The organism is Bifidobacterium porcinum, assembly GCF_055378475.1.
In genome coordinates, this window is sequence record NZ_AP029603.1 from 125,353 (window position 1) to 142,922 (window position 17,570).

Here is a 17,570-nt window from a genome sequence, read left to right on the forward strand (position 1 = left end):
CGTTCACTTGCCGACCACTGCGAAACCCCGCGGAAATACGGCGATGATTGGCTGTCACCAGTATGAGGCGCACGCCAAGAGGTCCAATCCAACCCGCGGCCGTGCGCCATCGGAACGACACCGGGAGATGGCTATGGGCGACAACGACAGTGACGGGACATTCCTCGCATCCGCTGCGGGCAAACCCGCCGAACTGGCCTCCATACTCGCCGGCCGGGTCACGGCAGGGCAATACCCGCCCGGCACGCGACTGCCCGGCGAACGTGAGCTCGCCGCGACCTTCCACGTCTCACGCGGCACGGTCCGCGATGCCATCGCCATCCTCGCGCAACGCCACGTGGTACGCACCAAATGGGGTGCCGGCACCATCGTGCTGGACACCGACGAGGCGTCCCTCGCCATCGAGACGGTATTGAGGCAAGCCGACCACGAACGTGGCAATATCCGCGAGCTGCGGGACCTGGTCGAGCCGCCCATGGCCGCACTCGCCGCACGCAGGGCATCGCCTTCGGACCTGGTGACACTCCACGGCATCATCGACCACACCGACATCCGGATGACGCCACGCGAATCCTTGCGAATGGACATGGCGTTCCATCTGGCGCTCGCCGAAAGCACCGGCAATCCGCTGCTGGCGGCGCTGCTGCGGTTTGTCAACGATTCCGCGGAAGCCACGCGGGCCGGTACACACAGCACGGTTACGAGACGCCGCGTCTCACTGGATGGACACCGTGCGATCTTCGCGCGCGTCCAAGCCGGTGACGCGCCCGGGGCCCAGCAGGCGATGCTTGACCATCTGCGGGCCATCGGCGGGATGGATGTTCTCGGCATCCAGCCACAACGGCCGGCGGGGCTGATGGAACCAACAAAGCCAATGGAACCAACAAAGCCAATGAAGCCAACGAGGCAAGCGAGGGACGAACGATGAGCATCATCCACCTGCCAAGCCATCCGGATACCGTGCGGTGGGGCACCCTGCCCGCCCGTGGCGACCGGCCCGTCGCCGCCATCAACGCCGGGGACACGCTGCATATCGACACGCTCAGCCATGAGGGCCTGCTGGAAGAACAAGGCAAGGATCCGCTGGGATTCTTCCAGGCGCAGGGCGTCGCGTCATCCGACATCCTCGCGGATGCGGCCGCCATCGCCGCAGAATCGGACCATCCGCACGGTTCCGGACCGCACGTGGTCAACGGTCCGGTCGAAGTGCGCGGGGCGAAGCCCGGAGACTGGCTGGCCATCGATATCCTCCGCCTCTCCCCGCGCGTCGACTACGGCATCATCTCGAATCGCCACGGCAAAGGCGTACTGCCGTCCATGCCCGAAGCCGGGCGGCGGACGGTCAGCATCTTCGCCCGGCGCATGCGCGTCAACGGCAAGGCCGTCGGCGTCATGCGGAAAACCGGCCCGGACGCCATCGACGCCTACCATACGTACCTGGCCGGCGGTGCGCCGGCGAGCCTGCCCGAGCCGGACGACCCCGATACTGTGGCCTTCCCGCTATGCCCGTTCCTTGGCATCATCGGCGTCACGCCGGACACTGGCGAGCATCTGAGCACCGTACCGCCTGGGGATTTCGGCGGCAACCTCGACATCAACCTCATGGTCGAAGGCACACGCCTGTACCTGCCGGTATTCGTAGACGGCGCCGGCCTGTACGCGGGCGACCCGCATTTCGCGCAAGGCGACGGCGAGGTCGCGCTAACCGCGCTCGAAGCGTCCCTGGAAGCCGACCTGCGTGTCGGGGTCATCGCCGGGCCTGATTTCACGCGACGTTTCGGTGTGTTGCAGGGGCCGCTGCTGGAAACCTCCGACTACCTGGTGACCACCGGCCGCGCCCTGCGCCTCGACGATGCGCTGGAACATTGCGTGGAGGAATCCCTGCGCCTGCTGGTCGACGGCTGCGGCTTCGACCGCGCGCACGCCTACGCGTACCTCAGCGCCGCCGCCGACTTCGATATCTCCGAGGCGGTGGACATCCAACGCGGCGTCCATGCGGCGATCCGACGGGCCGATATCGGCCGGTAGCAAGGCAGGACAGCGGCAGCACGGCAGTCGGCGGATGCCGGATGCCGGCAGAAGCAGACGCATCCCTCCCGTCGCCGCATACACCGAAGATGAGTACGGGACCGTTGGAACACAATCCAGCCTGATTTGGCCCAGCAGATGAAAGAGATGACATGGTACAAGCAGACACCACCACCGGACGCGCCAACGAATCGGCGGAACCAACCGACACCGGCAGGCAGCGCCTGATGCGCCTCGCCACGGCGACAGCCATCGCGTCCGCGCTCGCCGGCGTGGCGGCCGGCCTGCTCACGCTCATGCTTTACGGCGTGGAGCACCTGCTCCTTGGCTATGTGGAAGGCGTTTCGGCTCCCGGTCCGTTCGCGGTTCCCGCATGGCGGCGGGCGGTGTCGGTGTTCGTAGGGCTGTCGGTCGCGGCGGTGATCTGGTGGCTGCTGCGCACGCGCACCACCAAAGTGCCGTCGGTCAAACAGGCGGTGGGCGGCTCGCGCATGCCCGCCTGGCAGACCGTGGTGCACGTGATGCTGCAGATATTCATCGTCGGTTCGGGCGCCTCAATTGGCCGCGAAGTCGCCCCGCGCGAATTGGGCGCGCTGCTCGGCCAGCGGTTCGCGGGTTTGACTCGGCTTGGCAAGCGGGATACGCGCACACTCGTTGCAATCGCCGCCGCTGCGGGTCTCGCCGGCGTCTACAACGCGCCGCTCGCCGGAACTTTCTTCGCCACGGAAATTCTGCTGCGCGAAATCAGTCTGGAAACGGTGGCTTTGGCGTTCGGCGGCTCGGCATTGGCGGCGTGGACAGCCTCGCTGGTCAAAGGCACGCACACCTTCTACGATTTGGGGCATGTCAGTGCCCTGTTCACGCCGGACATCATCGCTTTCGCGCTGATTGCCGGCGCGGTGTGCGGGGTGTGTGGCGCCCTGTTCCGCCGCGGTTCCGCGTGGGCGGAATCGCATAAATCCACCGGTGTCACGTTGCTGTGGACCATGCCGCTGGCCGGCGCACTCACCGGCATCGCCGCAATCTGGCTGCCGCAGCTCATGGGCAACGGCCGCGCCCTGGGGCAGCTGGGGTTTTCGAGCGCGGTTGAACTGTCGGTCATTCCAGGGTTGCTGATCGGATTCGCGGCGAAAGCCGTGCTGACCCTGCTGACCATCCGCTCCGGCGCGTCGGGCGGTGTGCTGCAGCCGGGCATCGCGCTGGGCGCGTCGATGGGCGCGATCCTCGGCGTGCTGTGGATGACGTGCTTCCACACGAATGCGCTCGCTGTGTATGCGCTGATTGGCGCGTGCGCGTTGCTGTCCGCCTCCCAGCAGGCGCCGCTGATGGCGACCTGCCTGGTGATGGAGCTCGCCGCCGCGCCAGTCAACCTGTTCGTGCCCGCCGGTTGTGCGGTCGCGGTGAGCGCGCTGGTATGCAAGACGCTCATGCCGCATCTCGACGCGTGGCACCCGCTGGCCGGTGTCGCCGCCCGCACTCACCGTTGAACCCAATCCCACACTGGGTGCGCTGATTCACGGTCGGATGCGGGAGATTGCGCTGAATCGGCCATTGGGCGGATAATCTCCCGGGAGAATTGTCGAGTTCGGCCCCGTTCCGTGAGAACTCCCAACGACATCGTTGGAATCATGCGGCTCGCAAAATCGGGCTGTTGGGAGTTTGTCGCCAGATAGACGCAATTGCGCTAATCTCCCGCGGAAAGTCGGGACTTTACACATTTATGGCCCGTCTCGGCGTAAAGTTCCAATTATCTCGGGAATCATGTGTCCGCATCCGCAGAATCGAATGTCGAAACGCACGGTATGGCAAAGTGACCATGGAACGGGAGAGTGCCGTGCAACGCTCACTGCCATCGGATCGTTGATATTCTGCGGTTTTGATTCCGCGTCGCAGCCGTCTCTGCCAGCCTGACTCTCCGCGGCCGCGCAATCGATGATCAACATTCATCGTATGGAAAGTAACCGTGAAGCGGGACGGATGCGCGACGCTCACCGCCCCGCCCGTGTACGATGCGAGGCATGGACGACAATCAGCGCAATCATGACCGGGATGCCCACAACCAGGGCGCTCGCGACCAAGACGTAAACAGCCGAGATGCCGGCAGCCAGGACACCCGCAACCAGAGCGCCGGCAACCGGGACACTCATACCCAAGCCCCCCGCACCCCAGCCGAAACCGTCCCGCCCACCCTCGCGCAATCGCACTCCGGTCGTCGCATCCTCCGCGGCCGCATCTACCGTCATTTCAAGGGCGACCGGTATCTTGTGGAGGATTTCGCCACGGATTCCGAGTCCGGCCTGCCGGTGGTGGTGTATCGCAAACTGTATGATGACGGTTCGCTGTGGGTACGTCCGCTCGAGATGTTCGCCGGCGAGGTCGACCGCGCGAAGTATCCCGACGTCCGGCAGCGCTACCGATTCGAACTCGAGGATGTTCCCAGTGTGAATCATCGCTGAATTCCTGGCACCGGCTAGCCTCGCAGCCTCGCGTGCCCCGTTCCTCCCCTCGGATGCATGCGCCTTCCTTGGTATGCCCCGCCTCCATCGCTCTTGCAACACCAGAGAGCCCCGTATTCGGCACAGTTTCGCCGATATTCCGCGTGTCGCAAGGCATCATGACCACCCCCGCACGTACGATATCAAACCGGTTCGATACGCGTTCGGAATCGTTCGGGAATAATGATGGCGGACGGCGACTCGAATCGTCAGATCCATGAAAATCCGCCGAAATCCGCCGAAATCCGCTACACTGTAAGTGTTCTGTGTTTGGCGCCAAAGGAGGGTCAATGAAGAATAAAGTCCAACTCATCACCTACGCCGACAGGCTCGGTGACGGCACCATCGCATCCCTGACCGATGTGCTGCGCACCCGCTTCAACGGCGTGTACGAAGGCGTGCACATACTGCCGTTCTTCACCCCGTTCGACGGTGCCGACGCCGGCTTCGACCCGGTGGACCACACCAAGGTCGACCCGCGTCTGGGCACGTGGGACGATATCGCCGAACTGTCCAAAACGCACGACATCATGGTCGACACCATCGTCAACCACATGTCGTGGGAATCCAAGCAATTCCAAGACGTCATGAAGCGCGGCGAAAACAGCCCCTACTACGGGATGTTCCTCACCATGTCGAGCGTCTTCCCCGACGGAGCCACCGAAGAGGACCTCGCCGGCATCTACCGCCCGCGCCCGGGCCTGCCGTTCACCCACTACACGTGGGGCGGCAAGACCCGTCTCGTGTGGACCACCTTCACCCCGCAGCAGGTCGATATCGACACCGACTCCAAGGAAGGCTGGGATTACCTGCTGTCCATCCTCGACCAGCTGTCGCGCAGCCACGTGAGCTACATCCGCCTCGACGCGGTCGGCTACGGCGCCAAGCAAGCCAAGACCAGCTGCTTCATGACCCCCAAGACCTTCGACCTCATCGGCCGCATCAAGGCGGAAGCCGAATCCCGCGGCCTGGAAACGCTGATCGAAGTGCACTCGTACTACAAGAAGCAGGTCGCCATCGCCAGCAAGGTCGACCGCGTCTACGACTTCGCGATCCCGGGCCTGCTGCTCCACGCGCTGACCACCGGCAAGACCGAGCCGATCGCACACTGGGTCGACGTGCGCCCGAACAACGCGGTCACCGTGCTCGACACGCATGACGGCATCGGCGTCATCGACATCGGTTCCGACCAGCTCGACCGCAGCCTCAAAGGCCTCGTGCCCGACGAGGAGGTCGACCAGCTCGTCGAAACCATCCACGAGAACACCCACGGCGAATCCCGCGCCGCGACCGGTGCCGCCGCCAGCAACCTCGACCTCTATCAGGTCAATTCCACGTATTATTCGGCGCTCGGCTGCAACGACCAGCATTACCTTGCCGCGCGTGCCGTGCAGTTCTTCCTGCCCGGCGTGCCGCAGGTGTACTATGTCGGCGCGCTCGCCGGCGCGAACGACATGGAGCTGCTGCATCGCACGAATGTCGGCCGCGACATCAACCGGCACTACTATTCCGTAGAGGAGATCGACCGTAATCTCGAACGTCCGGTCGTCAAGGCGCTCAACGCCTTGTGCCGCATGCGCAACCAGCTTGACGCATTCGACGGCGAGTTCACCTTCAGTCATGAGGGCGATACGCTGACCTTCGATTGGAAGGGCGAGACCACGTCGGCGAGCCTCACGTTCGAACCGAAACGCGGCCTGGGTGTTGATAACCAGGCTTCCGTGTGCACACTGCGCTGGTCGGATGCGGCTGGCGGGCATGAAACCGACGACCTGCTGGCCGCTCCGCCGACAGTCGCCTGAAACGATTGACTGCCGCTGCCGACCCTGATGGGCTGGTGGCGGCAGTCACATAACAAGTCACATAACAAGCCGCATAGCGAAGGCATTGCAAGGCATAACAAAGGGGATTTGACATGACCGACAATGAGACCGGCGGTGCTGCCGGCAAGAAGCCTGGCAACGGGTATGTCCGACCGGGTATCGATGACCGTCCTGACTTGGACAAGGCGTTGACGCCGGAACAGAAAATCGCGGTGAGCCGTCTCGCCGTTCCGCTTCCGACGCAGCCGAAAGGCGAAGATTCCGCGGCGTCCGTAGGCGTGCAGGAAACGCGCATGGGCGCTGAAAGCGGTACGCCAGTCGCTGCGATGGCGAATTCTGTGGATGCGGCGGTGCTCGATCCGAGTTCCGCGTTCAACGATATGCGCGACCCGATGGTCAGCGCTGATGGGCATCGGCCGTCCAAGAGCGAAATCGTGAGGCTTGGCGTCGGTTTCACGCTGAGTGCCGTGGTGTGCGCCATCCCGTGGGTCGCGTTGAGCACGGTGATTCTGCCGCAAGTGTTGCAGAACATCAATCCTGCCACCAAGGAATCCATGCTCGGCACCATCAACGCGGTCGGTTCCATTGTCGCGCTGCTGGCGAACGTGATTTTCGGCACGCTGTCTGATATGACGCGCAGCCGTTTTGGCAAGCGCACCCCGTGGATTGTGGTCGGCGGCCTGGTCGCCGGTCTGTCTGTCGGTCTGATCGCGATTTCGCAGCATAGCTTCCCTACGATTCTTGTACTGTGGTGCATGGCCCAGCTGGGATACAACGTCATGCTCGCCCCGTTCGTGGCGACCATGTCCGATCGTGTGCCGGACAAGGTTCGTGGCACCATTTCCGGCTTCTATGGTGCGGGTATCGCTACCGGTCAAACGCTTGGCAATGTGGTCGGCGCGCGTTTGAACGACCATGGCGCTTCCGGCGTTACGCTCGGCTGGCTGATTGGTGCTGCAGCGTTTGCGTTGATCGGCATCATCACGGTTATTGTCTGGCCGCGGGAGAAGTCCAACGTGAACGAGAAGCGTGAGAATATCACGGTGAAGTCCGTGCTCATGAACTTCCGTCCGCCGCGTCACGCGCCTGACTTCTACTTCGCGCTGGTGGGCCGCACCCTGATGATGGGCGGCTACTGGATGATCAACGGCTATCTGTTCTACATTTCGCAGGATTACATTTTCGCCGGGCAGCCTAAGGCGAAGGATTCCGCGAATGCGTTGATTGCCGTGATGGGCGTGATCACGCTGGTGGTTTCGCTGATTGCCGCGCTGACCGCCGGTCCGATTACCGATAAGATCGGCCGTCGCAAGCTGCCGGTTGCGCTGGCCAGCTGCCTGTTCGCTGTCGGTATTGTGATGCCGCTGGCGATGCCGAGTCGCGTCGGCATGCTGCTGTTTGCTGCGATCGCAGGCTTAGGGTACGGCGTGTACAACGCGATCGACCAGGCGCTGAACGTTTCCGTGCTGCCGAATCCGGAGGAGGCGGGCAAGGATCTGGGCATTTTGAACCTTGCGAATACGCTGTCCACGGTGATCGGCTCGGTGCTCACGTCGACGATCATCAGCATTTCCAAGGGCATGCATCATGTAACGGCTACCCCACCGTCCGCCTATCGCGTGGTGTTCATCGTCGCCATCGTGATTGTGCTGGTCGCCGCCTACCTAATCATGCGCATCAAGAAAGTGAAGTGACGCCGCGGGCGGTTTGCCCTGCGCAAGTGCGTGTGGCTCGACGACGGTGGCGGATTTTAAACGTTCGGTTGCGGGCAGCGCGCTTTGTGCTAGTGCGTGTGGCTGCGCCGTCTCGCAAAGCCTCGCAACGCCTGAGCGTGTGTGATGCGCGCGATGGATGCGATGTGCCGGCCGGGTGCCTGTTCCCCCTCATTGCGGGGCGAAACAGGTGCCCGGCCGCTTGCGTTTTCGCACTGGCTGTGCAGGTGAAGGCATCCCGGCACGCCTGCGACCGCAGCCCCCCTCCGATTTGGCGAGATATTCAGATTGGATTCTGAAAAACTCTCGGATTCGCCCTTCTGCCGCGAGATATTGAGAGATTTTTCTGAATATCTCGCGTCTGGACATGTTTTCGCGAGATTTTCAGATTCTGGCGAGTCCTCACAGCGATGGCGGATTCTTGAGAACCGCGGAATATCAACGATGTGATGGCGCCTCGTTCGTGCGGGCTGGTCCATAGAATCTCAATAAATCTCGGATTTGCGTTCCCGTCGGAGTTTTTCAGAGTTTTTTCTGAAAATCTCACTGATTTCGACGTTTCGCTGAGATATTGAGATTGCGCATTGAGAACTGAAGACCGGCAGAATCGATTCACAGGTTCATCTGCCCCTGTCTCATGCCGGTCGTGCAGGTGCGTAACGGCCAATCGTGGTGGCGTGCAATTGCGGCGCCACCCGTCGCTGATGCGGGCCCATATCGTGGTGCGTGCAATCGTGGCAGTCTCGTTCATCCTCACACAAACCGGTTACGCTGACGGTCGGCTCCGCGTAACCGTTTTGTAAGGCGGGCGCGATCTATGACGATTCGTGGCGAAATCAGGTCTGAGCATGTTGATGATTTGGCTGCTGCGGGAGTTTACGCGGATTCCTTCATCGCGTGGAAGAACTCCCCGGGTGCGTGTCAATCGTTCATTGCTGCGGATTGGCCTCTGATTGAGAGCGTTGGAAATCCGCGGTCGCCCGCATACCGACGGAATCGGTTGTGGAAGATTATCGCGTTTACGTCGATTTGACGCTAAACTCCCGGTGGCCTGATTTTGCGAACCGCATGATTTCAACGATTTCGTTGGGAGTTCTTGCGGGGCTTGCCTCAATCTCACTGTTCTCCCGGGAGATTATGCCCATGCCGATCAATTCGTCGCGATTTCCCGTGCCCGACCGTTTCTACTACCTTCGGCCGCATCCACATCCGCAGCCGACTGTATCCGACCTCACCCCATCCAACCCCACTCACCCCACCAACACCCTGACACCTATCGAAGTCAAACGTTCAACCCGTTGATATTACAGCCTTCCCGACATGTCCACATAGTGGACATCGCCTCCTTGTGGCGGGCGAACCCTCCTATGGTTACAAACCAGTTGGGAACACATCCCAAAGAGAACCGAAAGGAGGACGCCACGATGAACGGTCTGCTGTTGCTGCGAGTTTCCGCACGAATTATTAGCCCGTCTTCGTTGGCGGACTGATTCGGTACATGCTGAGCCCCGCTGACGAATGCGGGGCCGGACAGATCTTCGCCCTGCATACATCGCGGGGCTTTTTTGTTGCGCTGCACATCCCACAAGGACAAACACAGATTCGCAACCAGCATCCAGCTCAGAACATAACAGATGGAATCGTGTCGCACGCGAACAACGTCGGCACGTCCAGGAGCAATCCAGGAGCAATCATGACAGCAGTCGAACAGACGACTGGCCTTCAACAGGCCGCCGGCAAAGTGGAACAGATGACGCGCGATTCGGTTCGCACCGTCATTGCCGCTTCCATGGTCGGCACAGCCATCGAGTTCTATGACTTCTACGCATACGGCACCGCCGCTGCGAACTATTTCCCGAAGGTGTTCTTCAGCGACACGACCAACCCGACGGTCGCGCTGCTGATGTCGCTGCTCACCTTCTCCATCGCCTTCATCGCCCGCCCGGTCGGCTCCCTGATTTTCGGCCATTTCGGCGATCGCATGGGTCGCAAGACCACGCTGGTTGTGTCCCTGCTGACGATGGGTATCGCCACCTTCCTGATCGGCTGCCTGCCGACCTATGACATGTGGGGCATCGCCGCGGTCGCGCTGCTGTGCCTGTGCCGCTTCGTCCAGGGCATCGGCCTGGGTGGCGAATGGTCCGGCGCCGCGCTGGTGGCGACCGAGAACGCGCCTGAAGGCAAGCGCGCCCTGTACGGCTCCTTCCCGGAGTTGGGCGCCCCGATCGGCTTCTTCCTGTCGAACGGCACGTACTTCCTGCTCGAAAGCTTCAACGATAACGCCGCGATGGTCTCTTGGGGCTGGCGTGTGCCGTTCCTGCTGTCGAGCGTACTGGTGATCGTCGGTCTTGTCGTGCGCGTTCAGATGGAGGAGACTCCGGTCTTCCGTCTCGCCCAGCAGCAGCACAAGGTGGTCAAGTCCCCGCTGACTGAGGTGTTCCGTAAGAGCTGGCGTCAGGTGATCCAGGCGACCTTCATCGTCGCTGTGACTTACACGCTGTTCTATACGCTGGCCACTTGGTCGCTCGCTTGGGGCACGAAGACTGTCGCCCAGGGTGGCGGCGGCCTCGGCTTTACGAACCGCGAGTATCTGCTCATGCTGATGATCGCCATCTGCGTGTTCGCACTGTTCATCGTGCTGTCCTGTGTGTATGCCGATCGCATCGGCCGCCGTCGCGTGCTCGTGTTCTCCTCGGTCGCGCTGGTGGTGTTCGCGCTGGTGTTCCCGTACCTGCTCATGGGTCACCGCAACTTCTTCCAGGTTGAGCTGTTCCTGTGCGTCGGTTTTGCTCTGATGGGCATCGCGTTCGGCCCGATCGGCGCGTTCCTGCCTGAGCTGTTCGATGCGAACGTGCGCTACTCGGGTTCCGGCATCGGCTACAATCTCGCCGCGATTGTGGGCGCCGCGTTCGTTCCGACGATCGCCACCTGGCTGTCCCATCATTGGGGTGTGCGTTCGGTCGGCCTGTATCTCGGCGTGATGGCTGTGTGCTGCCTGGTCGCGGTGCTCAGCTGCCGTGAGACGAAGGACACCGATTTCACCAAGTGATGTCGGCGCGTGGAGCCGGCGGTCGCGGTCGCGGCTTTCGGCAGGCGGTCAGCGGATTGCCGGCTCCCCGTCATGGGCGTCCTTGCGGATTGCACGCTTCGGCGTTTGTCCGCAGTCAATACCTGAGATATCTGAATATTGATATCTGACCACAAATAACTGAACACGTAAGTACATAACTACATAACTGAAGACGACATAACTGAATATCGATTCCACTTTGGATTTTGGCGCGATTCCGAGGCGTGGCGGTTGGTTTTCCGCCCGCCGCGTCCCGGTTCCGCACTACGGTCCGGAGACCAACTACCCATGTGCTTGATGGCTTGCGAAAAAGTTTTGCCGAGGTGTTCAACTAGTGGAACGCGTTCGATACAGGACGCCGGTTCTAGTATGATGGGCATCAATCAAGGACAAAATCCTTTTTGCAGAAGTTACAAGCAAAGTGCCGGTGTCAAGCCGGCAAGGGATTTTCCCAAAACAAGGAGTGCTACATATGGCAGCAACTATCTGGTATGAGAAGGATGCGGATCTCTCCGTGCTCAATGGCAAGAAGGTCGCCATTCTCGGTTACGGCTCCCAGGGCCATGCCCATGCGCTGAACCTGCGCGATTCCGGCGTTGACGTCGTCGTCGGCCTGCGCCCGACCTCCAAGTCCGTGGATTACGCCAAGGAGCAGGGCCTCGAGGTCAAGTCCGTGCCGGAAGCGGTCGCCGAAGCCGATATCGTCATGATCCTGCTGCCTGATCAGTACCAGGCCAAGGTTTATAAGGAGCAGATTGAGCCGAACCTGAAGCCGGGCGCTGCACTGGCCTTCGCTCATGGCTTCAACATCCACTACGGCTACATCAAGCCGACCGAGGATCACCCGGTGTTCATGGTCGCCCCGAAGGGCCCGGGCCACATCGTCCGTCGTGAGTACACCAACGGCCGTGGCGTCCCGGTGGTTGTGGCTGTCGAGCAGGATCCTCGCGGCGACGGCTGGGATATCACCCTGGCTTACGCGAAGGCCCTCGGCGCTCTGCGCGCTGGCGCCATCAAGACCACCTTCAAGGAAGAGACCGAGACCGATCTGTTCGGCGAGCAGGATGTCCTCATGGGCGGCATCAACCACCTGTGCGACATGGGCTTCGACGTGCTGACCGAGGCTGGCTATCAGCCGGAGATCGCCTACTTCGAGGTGTTCCACGAGCTGAAGATGCTTGTCGACCTGGCTAACGAGGGTGGCCTGAACAAGGCTCGTTGGTCCTGCTCTGACACCGCTCAGTACGGCGACTACACCTCCACCGTGATCAACGAGGAGACCAAGAAGCGCATGCAGTATCAGCTCAAGCGCATCCAGGACGGCTCCTTCGCCAAGGAGTTCATGGATGACCAGGCTGCTGGCGCCCCGAAGTTCAAGAAGCTGCAGGAAGAGTACTCTCACCCGCACCTCGAGACCGTCGGCCCGAAGCTTCGCGCTATGTTCTCCTGGAACAACCAGAAGGACGCTGACGCTGATGTGGCTGAGTCCTTCAACGGCAAGATCGCTCGTACCCAGGTGCAGTGATTGCGGGCGGCGCTTCGGCGGCTGAGCCAGTGGCCGGCTAGCCGAGGTTCCGCATAGCGTTTGAAAGAGACCGTCGTCCGGTTCGTCCGGCCGGCGGTCTTTTTGTATCTCCTCCCAACCTGGTGACGCTGAGGAGGTTGTCAGCGTAGCTGGTTTGTGTCTCTTCCCAAACTGGTGACGCAAACCAAGGTCCTAGCGTAGCTGGTTTGTGATGGACGAGGCTGGGCTACACGCATGCACGCGTGCGCACTTCAACCTTCTACCGACGCTGAGTGGGGTCTGAGCGTCGGCAGAAACAGAGCGGTGACCTTCTACCGACACTGACGGGCGTCTCAGCGTCGGCAGAAGCAGGGACAGCGGGTCGGCATAACCGGTGGAGTCGGGTGTCGGCCCACCGTCCACGCGTTCAGGCGGTTGAGGGCGGTTGTCCCGCTGGATGTGTGGGATTCGGCGTGCAGGGAGTTGGGTGTGCGGGGCCGGGTATGCGGGAAGTCGGGTGCGGATAGCTTGCCGATATGGCCAGCGCGGGAGAAGTCGGCTGATTGTCGATTCACAGCGAAACCTCCCATATCGGGTGCGGGAGATTAGGCACAAATCAGGGATTCGCCGATAATCTCCCAAACAAAACGTTGAAATTCTGCGATTCACAAAATCCGGTCTTGAAGCCGCAGTTGGGAGAACGCTGCCGGATTCGTGTATCCGCTCTAAACTCCAGCGGAAATCCGGGAGTTTACCCGCGCGGAGGCAATCCGCATGCGTCCTCCCGACGGCTCCTGCCGTCCGAGACCCACCCACGGCCCAAGGTAACAGGGCATTCGGTGTCATCGAGGGAGAACTCGCGCAGATGGTTATCTGGGGCGATAAGTCCCGCTTCACGGCGCGGCTGCATCGCTTTGCGACACGACTGCACCGCTTCACGGCATGATTGACATTGCTCCGCGACACGATTGCCAAAACAACCCCGAATCGCAGACACTCGTCGCGTTCCGAGTACACCGGAAAAGGGTTGACGCGTCCGAAGGAAAAGGGAGACAACCCTCGGACGCGCCAAGTCTCGGCTTGCGATACGTCGGCGCGGAAGGGGATGCCTGGCAGCCCGTCGGCATTGCGCACGAGCGCAGGACCCCAGCTTTTCCACGCATACCGGATTGCGACGGGTTGCGGCACATCTGTGCTGAAGACGCGGATTACGCCGTCGCCTTCGCCGGCCGTGTCGCCCGTCGTGCCGCTCGCCGCGCTATCCGCCGTAACCGGTTCGCTGAAGAGACCGGTCTTGCCGCCGTGTACTGCTCAATCATGTCCTTGGCGCTGCTGCACGAATCACCGCGAAGCGCCGATTCACTTCCCTTTGTATTATATTTTTGTGTATCAGTTTTCATCAAGGAAAGAGCCAATCATGTTAGCGCTTCCCGAGAAACGAACCCATGCACAGTCCCATGACGAATCGGACATATATGGTGATGTAAAAGCATTAAAAGCTTTCCTGAGCTCACTGGAATTATCCGAAAAAAGGGGACTACGAAAGAAGCAATAGAAAAACTCGATCCAGATGTAGCTAAAGAGGAACCAGATATAGCCAATATCCGGTCTGCGATCACAGTTGTTATAATATCGGTCGTCCCGCTCGTCGCGGGGTTCGCACTGAAGACTTTTATCAAGTCCCCGGGTGGACCGGAGTCGGCAACTTTCTGGCTTGCTACTGTGGGAATTCTTGTAAGCACAGCAGGGTCAATAGTGGTCCCGGCGGTCTCCGGTTGGAAGTGCAAGAAATATCTGGCAATGATCCAATTGAAAATCGATGCGCTCGATATCTGGGAAAAGTATCACGAAGTCAAAGATGACGGGAAAGAGGCGGTGAGAAATCTAAGAACGGCCTATCTACTCAAGAAGTCATATATCAATACCAAAACGTGGGGGTTAAGCGGAGTAACCATAGTGGCTGCTCTAATTTCAGTATTAGTCGCCAACGTATAGTAAACGACCGTTTTCTACACAATTCCACGGCCCGCTGATCCGGACCGTGTTTCATGCCGAAACGTGTATAGAAACCCGTCTAAAAATCAATGTTTAGAAACCTTACGTTATTGATGGGTTTCTATACAGGTGTCATGTGATTCTGATTGCTAGTGGAGTTTGATTCCGTACATGTTTACTTGACGGTCATAGCGCAGGGAGTCTGTGAGTTTGGCCATATCGCAGCCCAGATGCTTGGCTATCCATACGCGCATGAGGAGTATCCCCTCGTTGAGGTGCTTTAGGAGTTGTTCCCCTTCCGGCTGTGTGTGGCCTCTTCCGGCGTGTTTGATGTCTTTATACAGCTCGTTGGTTTCTTTCTTCCATGTTTCTGGATAGGAGAGAGGGATTGCCACATCACTATTGGTGCCATCGATGATCGTTTTAATGTAATTTTCGAAGCTCTGTTCCCTTTTATGGTCGCTGCCATTGTTGTGGATGAAGTATCCGATTTTTTCAAACGCTGTGCACATCATGAGATAGTGGGTTTCAAGTGCGATGCGGACGCAGTTTTCGATTGGCTGCTTTACCTTCTGAGGTTTCGCGGGCTCGTTGGATTGGAAGAGCGAAACGAAGAACGATTGGAATTGCTCAAGTGGTAAAGGCAAGATGTCGAGCCGTTGCTTGGCGTCGTCCTTCGTGTACCAGATGCCGTGCCGGAAGGTCTCTGCGGTGTTGGTATCGATTTTTATTGCGACGAACAGTCCATACACGGGAATGTTCTTTTCCCCGTATTTCAGCACGGCGTCGGATACATGGCGCCGGGCGGGCTCTTCCTCCATGGCTTCTTGGCGCGATGATCTAGACATGGTGACCTCGGTCAGAATGGTGAAGTCCTGGTATTCCCAATACAGGTCGCCTTGTCCGCCGGCGGCTGTGGAAACCGGCAGGAAATCGGAGTCCAGACGGAAACCTCGTACCTCGCTGGGATGATTGGTTAGTGCTCCCATGGCCAATGCGGCGCGCCACAGCGTCCATTCGAGGTAAATGGGCGTCTCTTCCTTCGGCACCTCGATGCCGTTGTCCTCGATGCCGTTGTCCTCGTCGTCGTTGTCAATCTTTTTCCCTCCGCCATCGATGAGCAGGGACATGTAGTCGGAGATCTCCTGTCACTGGTTGCTTTGCTTGGAGGCGTATTTCAGCTCGTCGGTGTCCATCCAGAGCTTTTCAAGGTATTGGCAGGCTATGTTGATCTCTGCGACCGTGTTCAGCGGTCGGTCGCTCAGGTCATAGAGGATGTGGTTCGCCTTCAGCTGGGACTCCATGTTAGAGAGCAAGGCTTTGGCAGTGTCGAGGTTATCGGTCGGCAGCGCCGCTCCATTGCATAGCTCCCTGTACACGTCCATGATTGGGCGACGGGTGGCGGTGTCCTTCGCTAGTTGTTCGGCAAGCAAGTGCTTCGCCGGGACGATGATGAGGCCTCGTCCTTTGCGCTGCACCACGCCGCTAATGCGGAGATAACGCATGTTCATGTCGCCGTAGTCGGTGAAGTTTTTGTTCTCGTGGGAATAATTTTCGCCGCCGCGAATGTGTTGCGCAGCGCCAACGATCTGAAGCGGTAGCCGAATCGCACTCATCGCGCCGGTACGCCCTTGCGGAATCAGGATTTCCTGGTTTGCAGCCCGGGGGTGCCGGCACGACATCCTATTCGCGGTCGTGCGTCGCGCGGTTGTACGTTGTACGTCGTGTGGTCGTGCGCGCGGTCGAATATGCGGCTGCGGCATCACCTACGGCGGATGGTAACGATATCATCGTTGTCTTTCAAGATATGAGCGCTGGGAAACCTTTGGGTTGCGCCGCTGTAAGATGAAGGGGTTAACATGCAGATAAACGTATGGACTGAAGGGTGAAAGCCATGGGCAGTGGAAAGTCGAAGGTGACTATCACCGATGTGGCAAGAGCCGCAGGGGTTTCCAGCAGCGCGGTATCCTACGCCCTCAACGGCAAGCCCGGCGTCTCCGAACAAACGCGTAAAAAGGTGCTGGAAATCGCCGATTCGATGGGTTGGAAGCCAAACAGCGCCGCCAAAGCCTTGTCCGTGGCGCATACGCACACCATTGGCGTGGTCCTGAACGCAAGCAGCACCTTGCTCGGCGTGGAGCCCTACTTCATGGAGCTGTTCTCCAGCGTGGGCGTGGAACTTGAGAAGGAAGATTACTCCCTGCTGCTGCGCTTCGCGCATGATGACGACGAGGCGCTTCGCGTACACCGCAATTGGATTGCCGCCGGCAGTGTGGACGCGGTGATGATTTTCAACGTCGAAATCGGAGACCGTCGCGTCGAGCTGTATCGTCAGCATCCTGAAGTGCCGGTGCTGGTATTCTCCGATGCATCCGTATCCGGCGGCCTGACGACCATCAGCAGCAACGACGCCGATGGGACCCGCCAAATCGTCAAATACCTGCATGATTTGGGGCATACTCATATCGCGCGCGTCGCCGGTCCTGAACGATTCGGTCACACGTATCTGCGTGATCGGGTCTTCAGTGAGGAAACCGCGAAATATGACATGCGGTATGACTGCCTGCACGCTGACTACACGCCGCAGGAAGGCCGCGATTGCACGAAACGGCTGCTGACATTGCCACAAACGCCTACGGCGATTGTGTACGACAACGATGTGATGACGATCGAAGGCCTGCATGTGGCGTCCGCCAAGGGAATCAACGTGCCTGAAGATCTGTCGCTTATTTCGTGGGACGATTCCTACCTGTGCACGGTCACCGAACCGCGGCTGACCGCGCTCGCCCGCAATATTCCTGCGCTCGGCGGGCAGGTCGTTTCGATGCTGTATGCGTTGATCGACGGCGAATCCGTCGCCAACCAGTTCGAGCCCGGATATCGGCTCATCACCCGCGAATCAACCGCCGTGCCCCGCGCTGAGTGAGGCGGAGTAGCCAGGCC

The 17,570-nt window shown here is 60.0% G+C and carries 9 protein-coding genes and 1 pseudogene; 9 read left to right on the forward strand and 1 reads right to left on the reverse strand.

What is annotated here, in order from left to right:
- The first annotated feature begins 133 nt into the window (after window positions 1-133).
- The 8 genes from ACZ41G_RS00490 (at window position 134) to ilvC (ending at window position 12,653) form a co-directional block, all read left to right on the forward strand.
- Window positions 134-928, forward strand: a complete 795-nt coding sequence (locus ACZ41G_RS00490; protein WP_464145336.1) for a FadR/GntR family transcriptional regulator — start codon at window positions 134-136, stop codon at window positions 926-928.
- Window positions 925-2,028, forward strand: coding sequence for an acetamidase/formamidase family protein (locus ACZ41G_RS00495; RefSeq protein WP_464145338.1), 1,104 nt, complete (start codon window positions 925-927; stop codon window positions 2,026-2,028). The genes ACZ41G_RS00490 and ACZ41G_RS00495 overlap by 4 nt, the downstream gene beginning before the upstream one ends.
- 152 nt (window positions 2,029-2,180) lie before the next feature.
- On the forward strand, window positions 2,181-3,515 hold the full coding sequence (locus tag ACZ41G_RS00500; RefSeq protein ID WP_464145340.1) for a chloride channel protein: 1,335 nt from the start codon (window positions 2,181-2,183) through the stop codon (window positions 3,513-3,515).
- A gap of 531 nt (window positions 3,516-4,046) precedes the next feature.
- Entirely contained in the window at window positions 4,047-4,484 is a 438-nt protein-coding gene (locus ACZ41G_RS00505) for a DUF1653 domain-containing protein (protein WP_441481751.1), read from the forward strand.
- A gap of 329 nt (window positions 4,485-4,813) precedes the next feature.
- The gene (gene gtfA, locus ACZ41G_RS00510) at window positions 4,814-6,325 is read left to right on the forward strand and encodes a sucrose phosphorylase (RefSeq protein ID WP_464145342.1); all 1,512 of its coding nucleotides are present in this window, start codon (window positions 4,814-4,816) and stop codon (window positions 6,323-6,325) included.
- 113 nt (window positions 6,326-6,438) lie between these two features.
- Window positions 6,439-8,040 (forward strand): MFS transporter, encoded by a 1,602-nt coding sequence (locus ACZ41G_RS00515; RefSeq protein WP_464145344.1) that lies wholly within the window; start codon window positions 6,439-6,441, stop codon window positions 8,038-8,040.
- A 1,711-nt stretch (window positions 8,041-9,751) separates the two neighbouring features.
- Window positions 9,752-11,107 carry an MFS transporter gene (locus ACZ41G_RS00520; protein ID WP_101454771.1) on the forward strand — a complete coding sequence of 452 codons (1,356 nt, stop codon included), beginning with the start codon at window positions 9,752-9,754 and terminating at the stop codon, window positions 11,105-11,107.
- Window positions 11,108-11,600: 493 nt separating this feature from the next.
- A complete protein-coding gene (gene ilvC, locus ACZ41G_RS00525) occupies window positions 11,601-12,653 on the forward strand; it encodes a ketol-acid reductoisomerase (RefSeq protein ID WP_033506517.1) in 1,053 nt (350 codons plus the stop codon).
- Window positions 12,654-14,776: 2,123 nt separating this feature from the next.
- Here the strand turns inward: ilvC and ACZ41G_RS00530 are convergent.
- Window positions 14,777-16,390 (reverse strand): annotated as a pseudogene (locus ACZ41G_RS00530) (AlwI family type II restriction endonuclease).
- A gap of 131 nt (window positions 16,391-16,521) precedes the next feature.
- On the opposite strand from ACZ41G_RS00530, the gene ACZ41G_RS00535 reads away from it, so the two are divergent.
- On the forward strand, window positions 16,522-17,553 hold the full coding sequence (locus ACZ41G_RS00535) for a LacI family DNA-binding transcriptional regulator (RefSeq protein ID WP_033506521.1): 1,032 nt from the start codon (window positions 16,522-16,524) through the stop codon (window positions 17,551-17,553).
- Window positions 17,554-17,570: the final 17 nt, after the last annotated feature.

Bases quoted from the DNA above. Each gene is read 5' to 3' on its own strand.
- ACZ41G_RS00490 (WP_464145336.1), top strand. From the start codon at position 134: ATGGGCGACAACGACAGTGACGGGACATTCCTCGCATCCGCTGCGGGC.
- ACZ41G_RS00495 (WP_464145338.1), top strand. From the start codon at position 925: ATGAGCATCATCCACCTGCCAAGCCATCCGGATACCGTGCGGTGGGGC.
- ACZ41G_RS00500 (WP_464145340.1), top strand. From the start codon at position 2,181: ATGGTACAAGCAGACACCACCACCGGACGCGCCAACGAATCGGCGGAA.
- ACZ41G_RS00505 (WP_441481751.1), top strand. From the start codon at position 4,047: ATGGACGACAATCAGCGCAATCATGACCGGGATGCCCACAACCAGGGC.
- gtfA (WP_464145342.1), top strand. From the start codon at position 4,814: ATGAAGAATAAAGTCCAACTCATCACCTACGCCGACAGGCTCGGTGAC.
- ACZ41G_RS00515 (WP_464145344.1), top strand. From the start codon at position 6,439: ATGACCGACAATGAGACCGGCGGTGCTGCCGGCAAGAAGCCTGGCAAC.
- ACZ41G_RS00520 (WP_101454771.1), top strand. From the start codon at position 9,752: ATGACAGCAGTCGAACAGACGACTGGCCTTCAACAGGCCGCCGGCAAA.
- ilvC (WP_033506517.1), top strand. From the start codon at position 11,601: ATGGCAGCAACTATCTGGTATGAGAAGGATGCGGATCTCTCCGTGCTC.
- ACZ41G_RS00535 (WP_033506521.1), top strand. From the start codon at position 16,522: ATGGGCAGTGGAAAGTCGAAGGTGACTATCACCGATGTGGCAAGAGCC.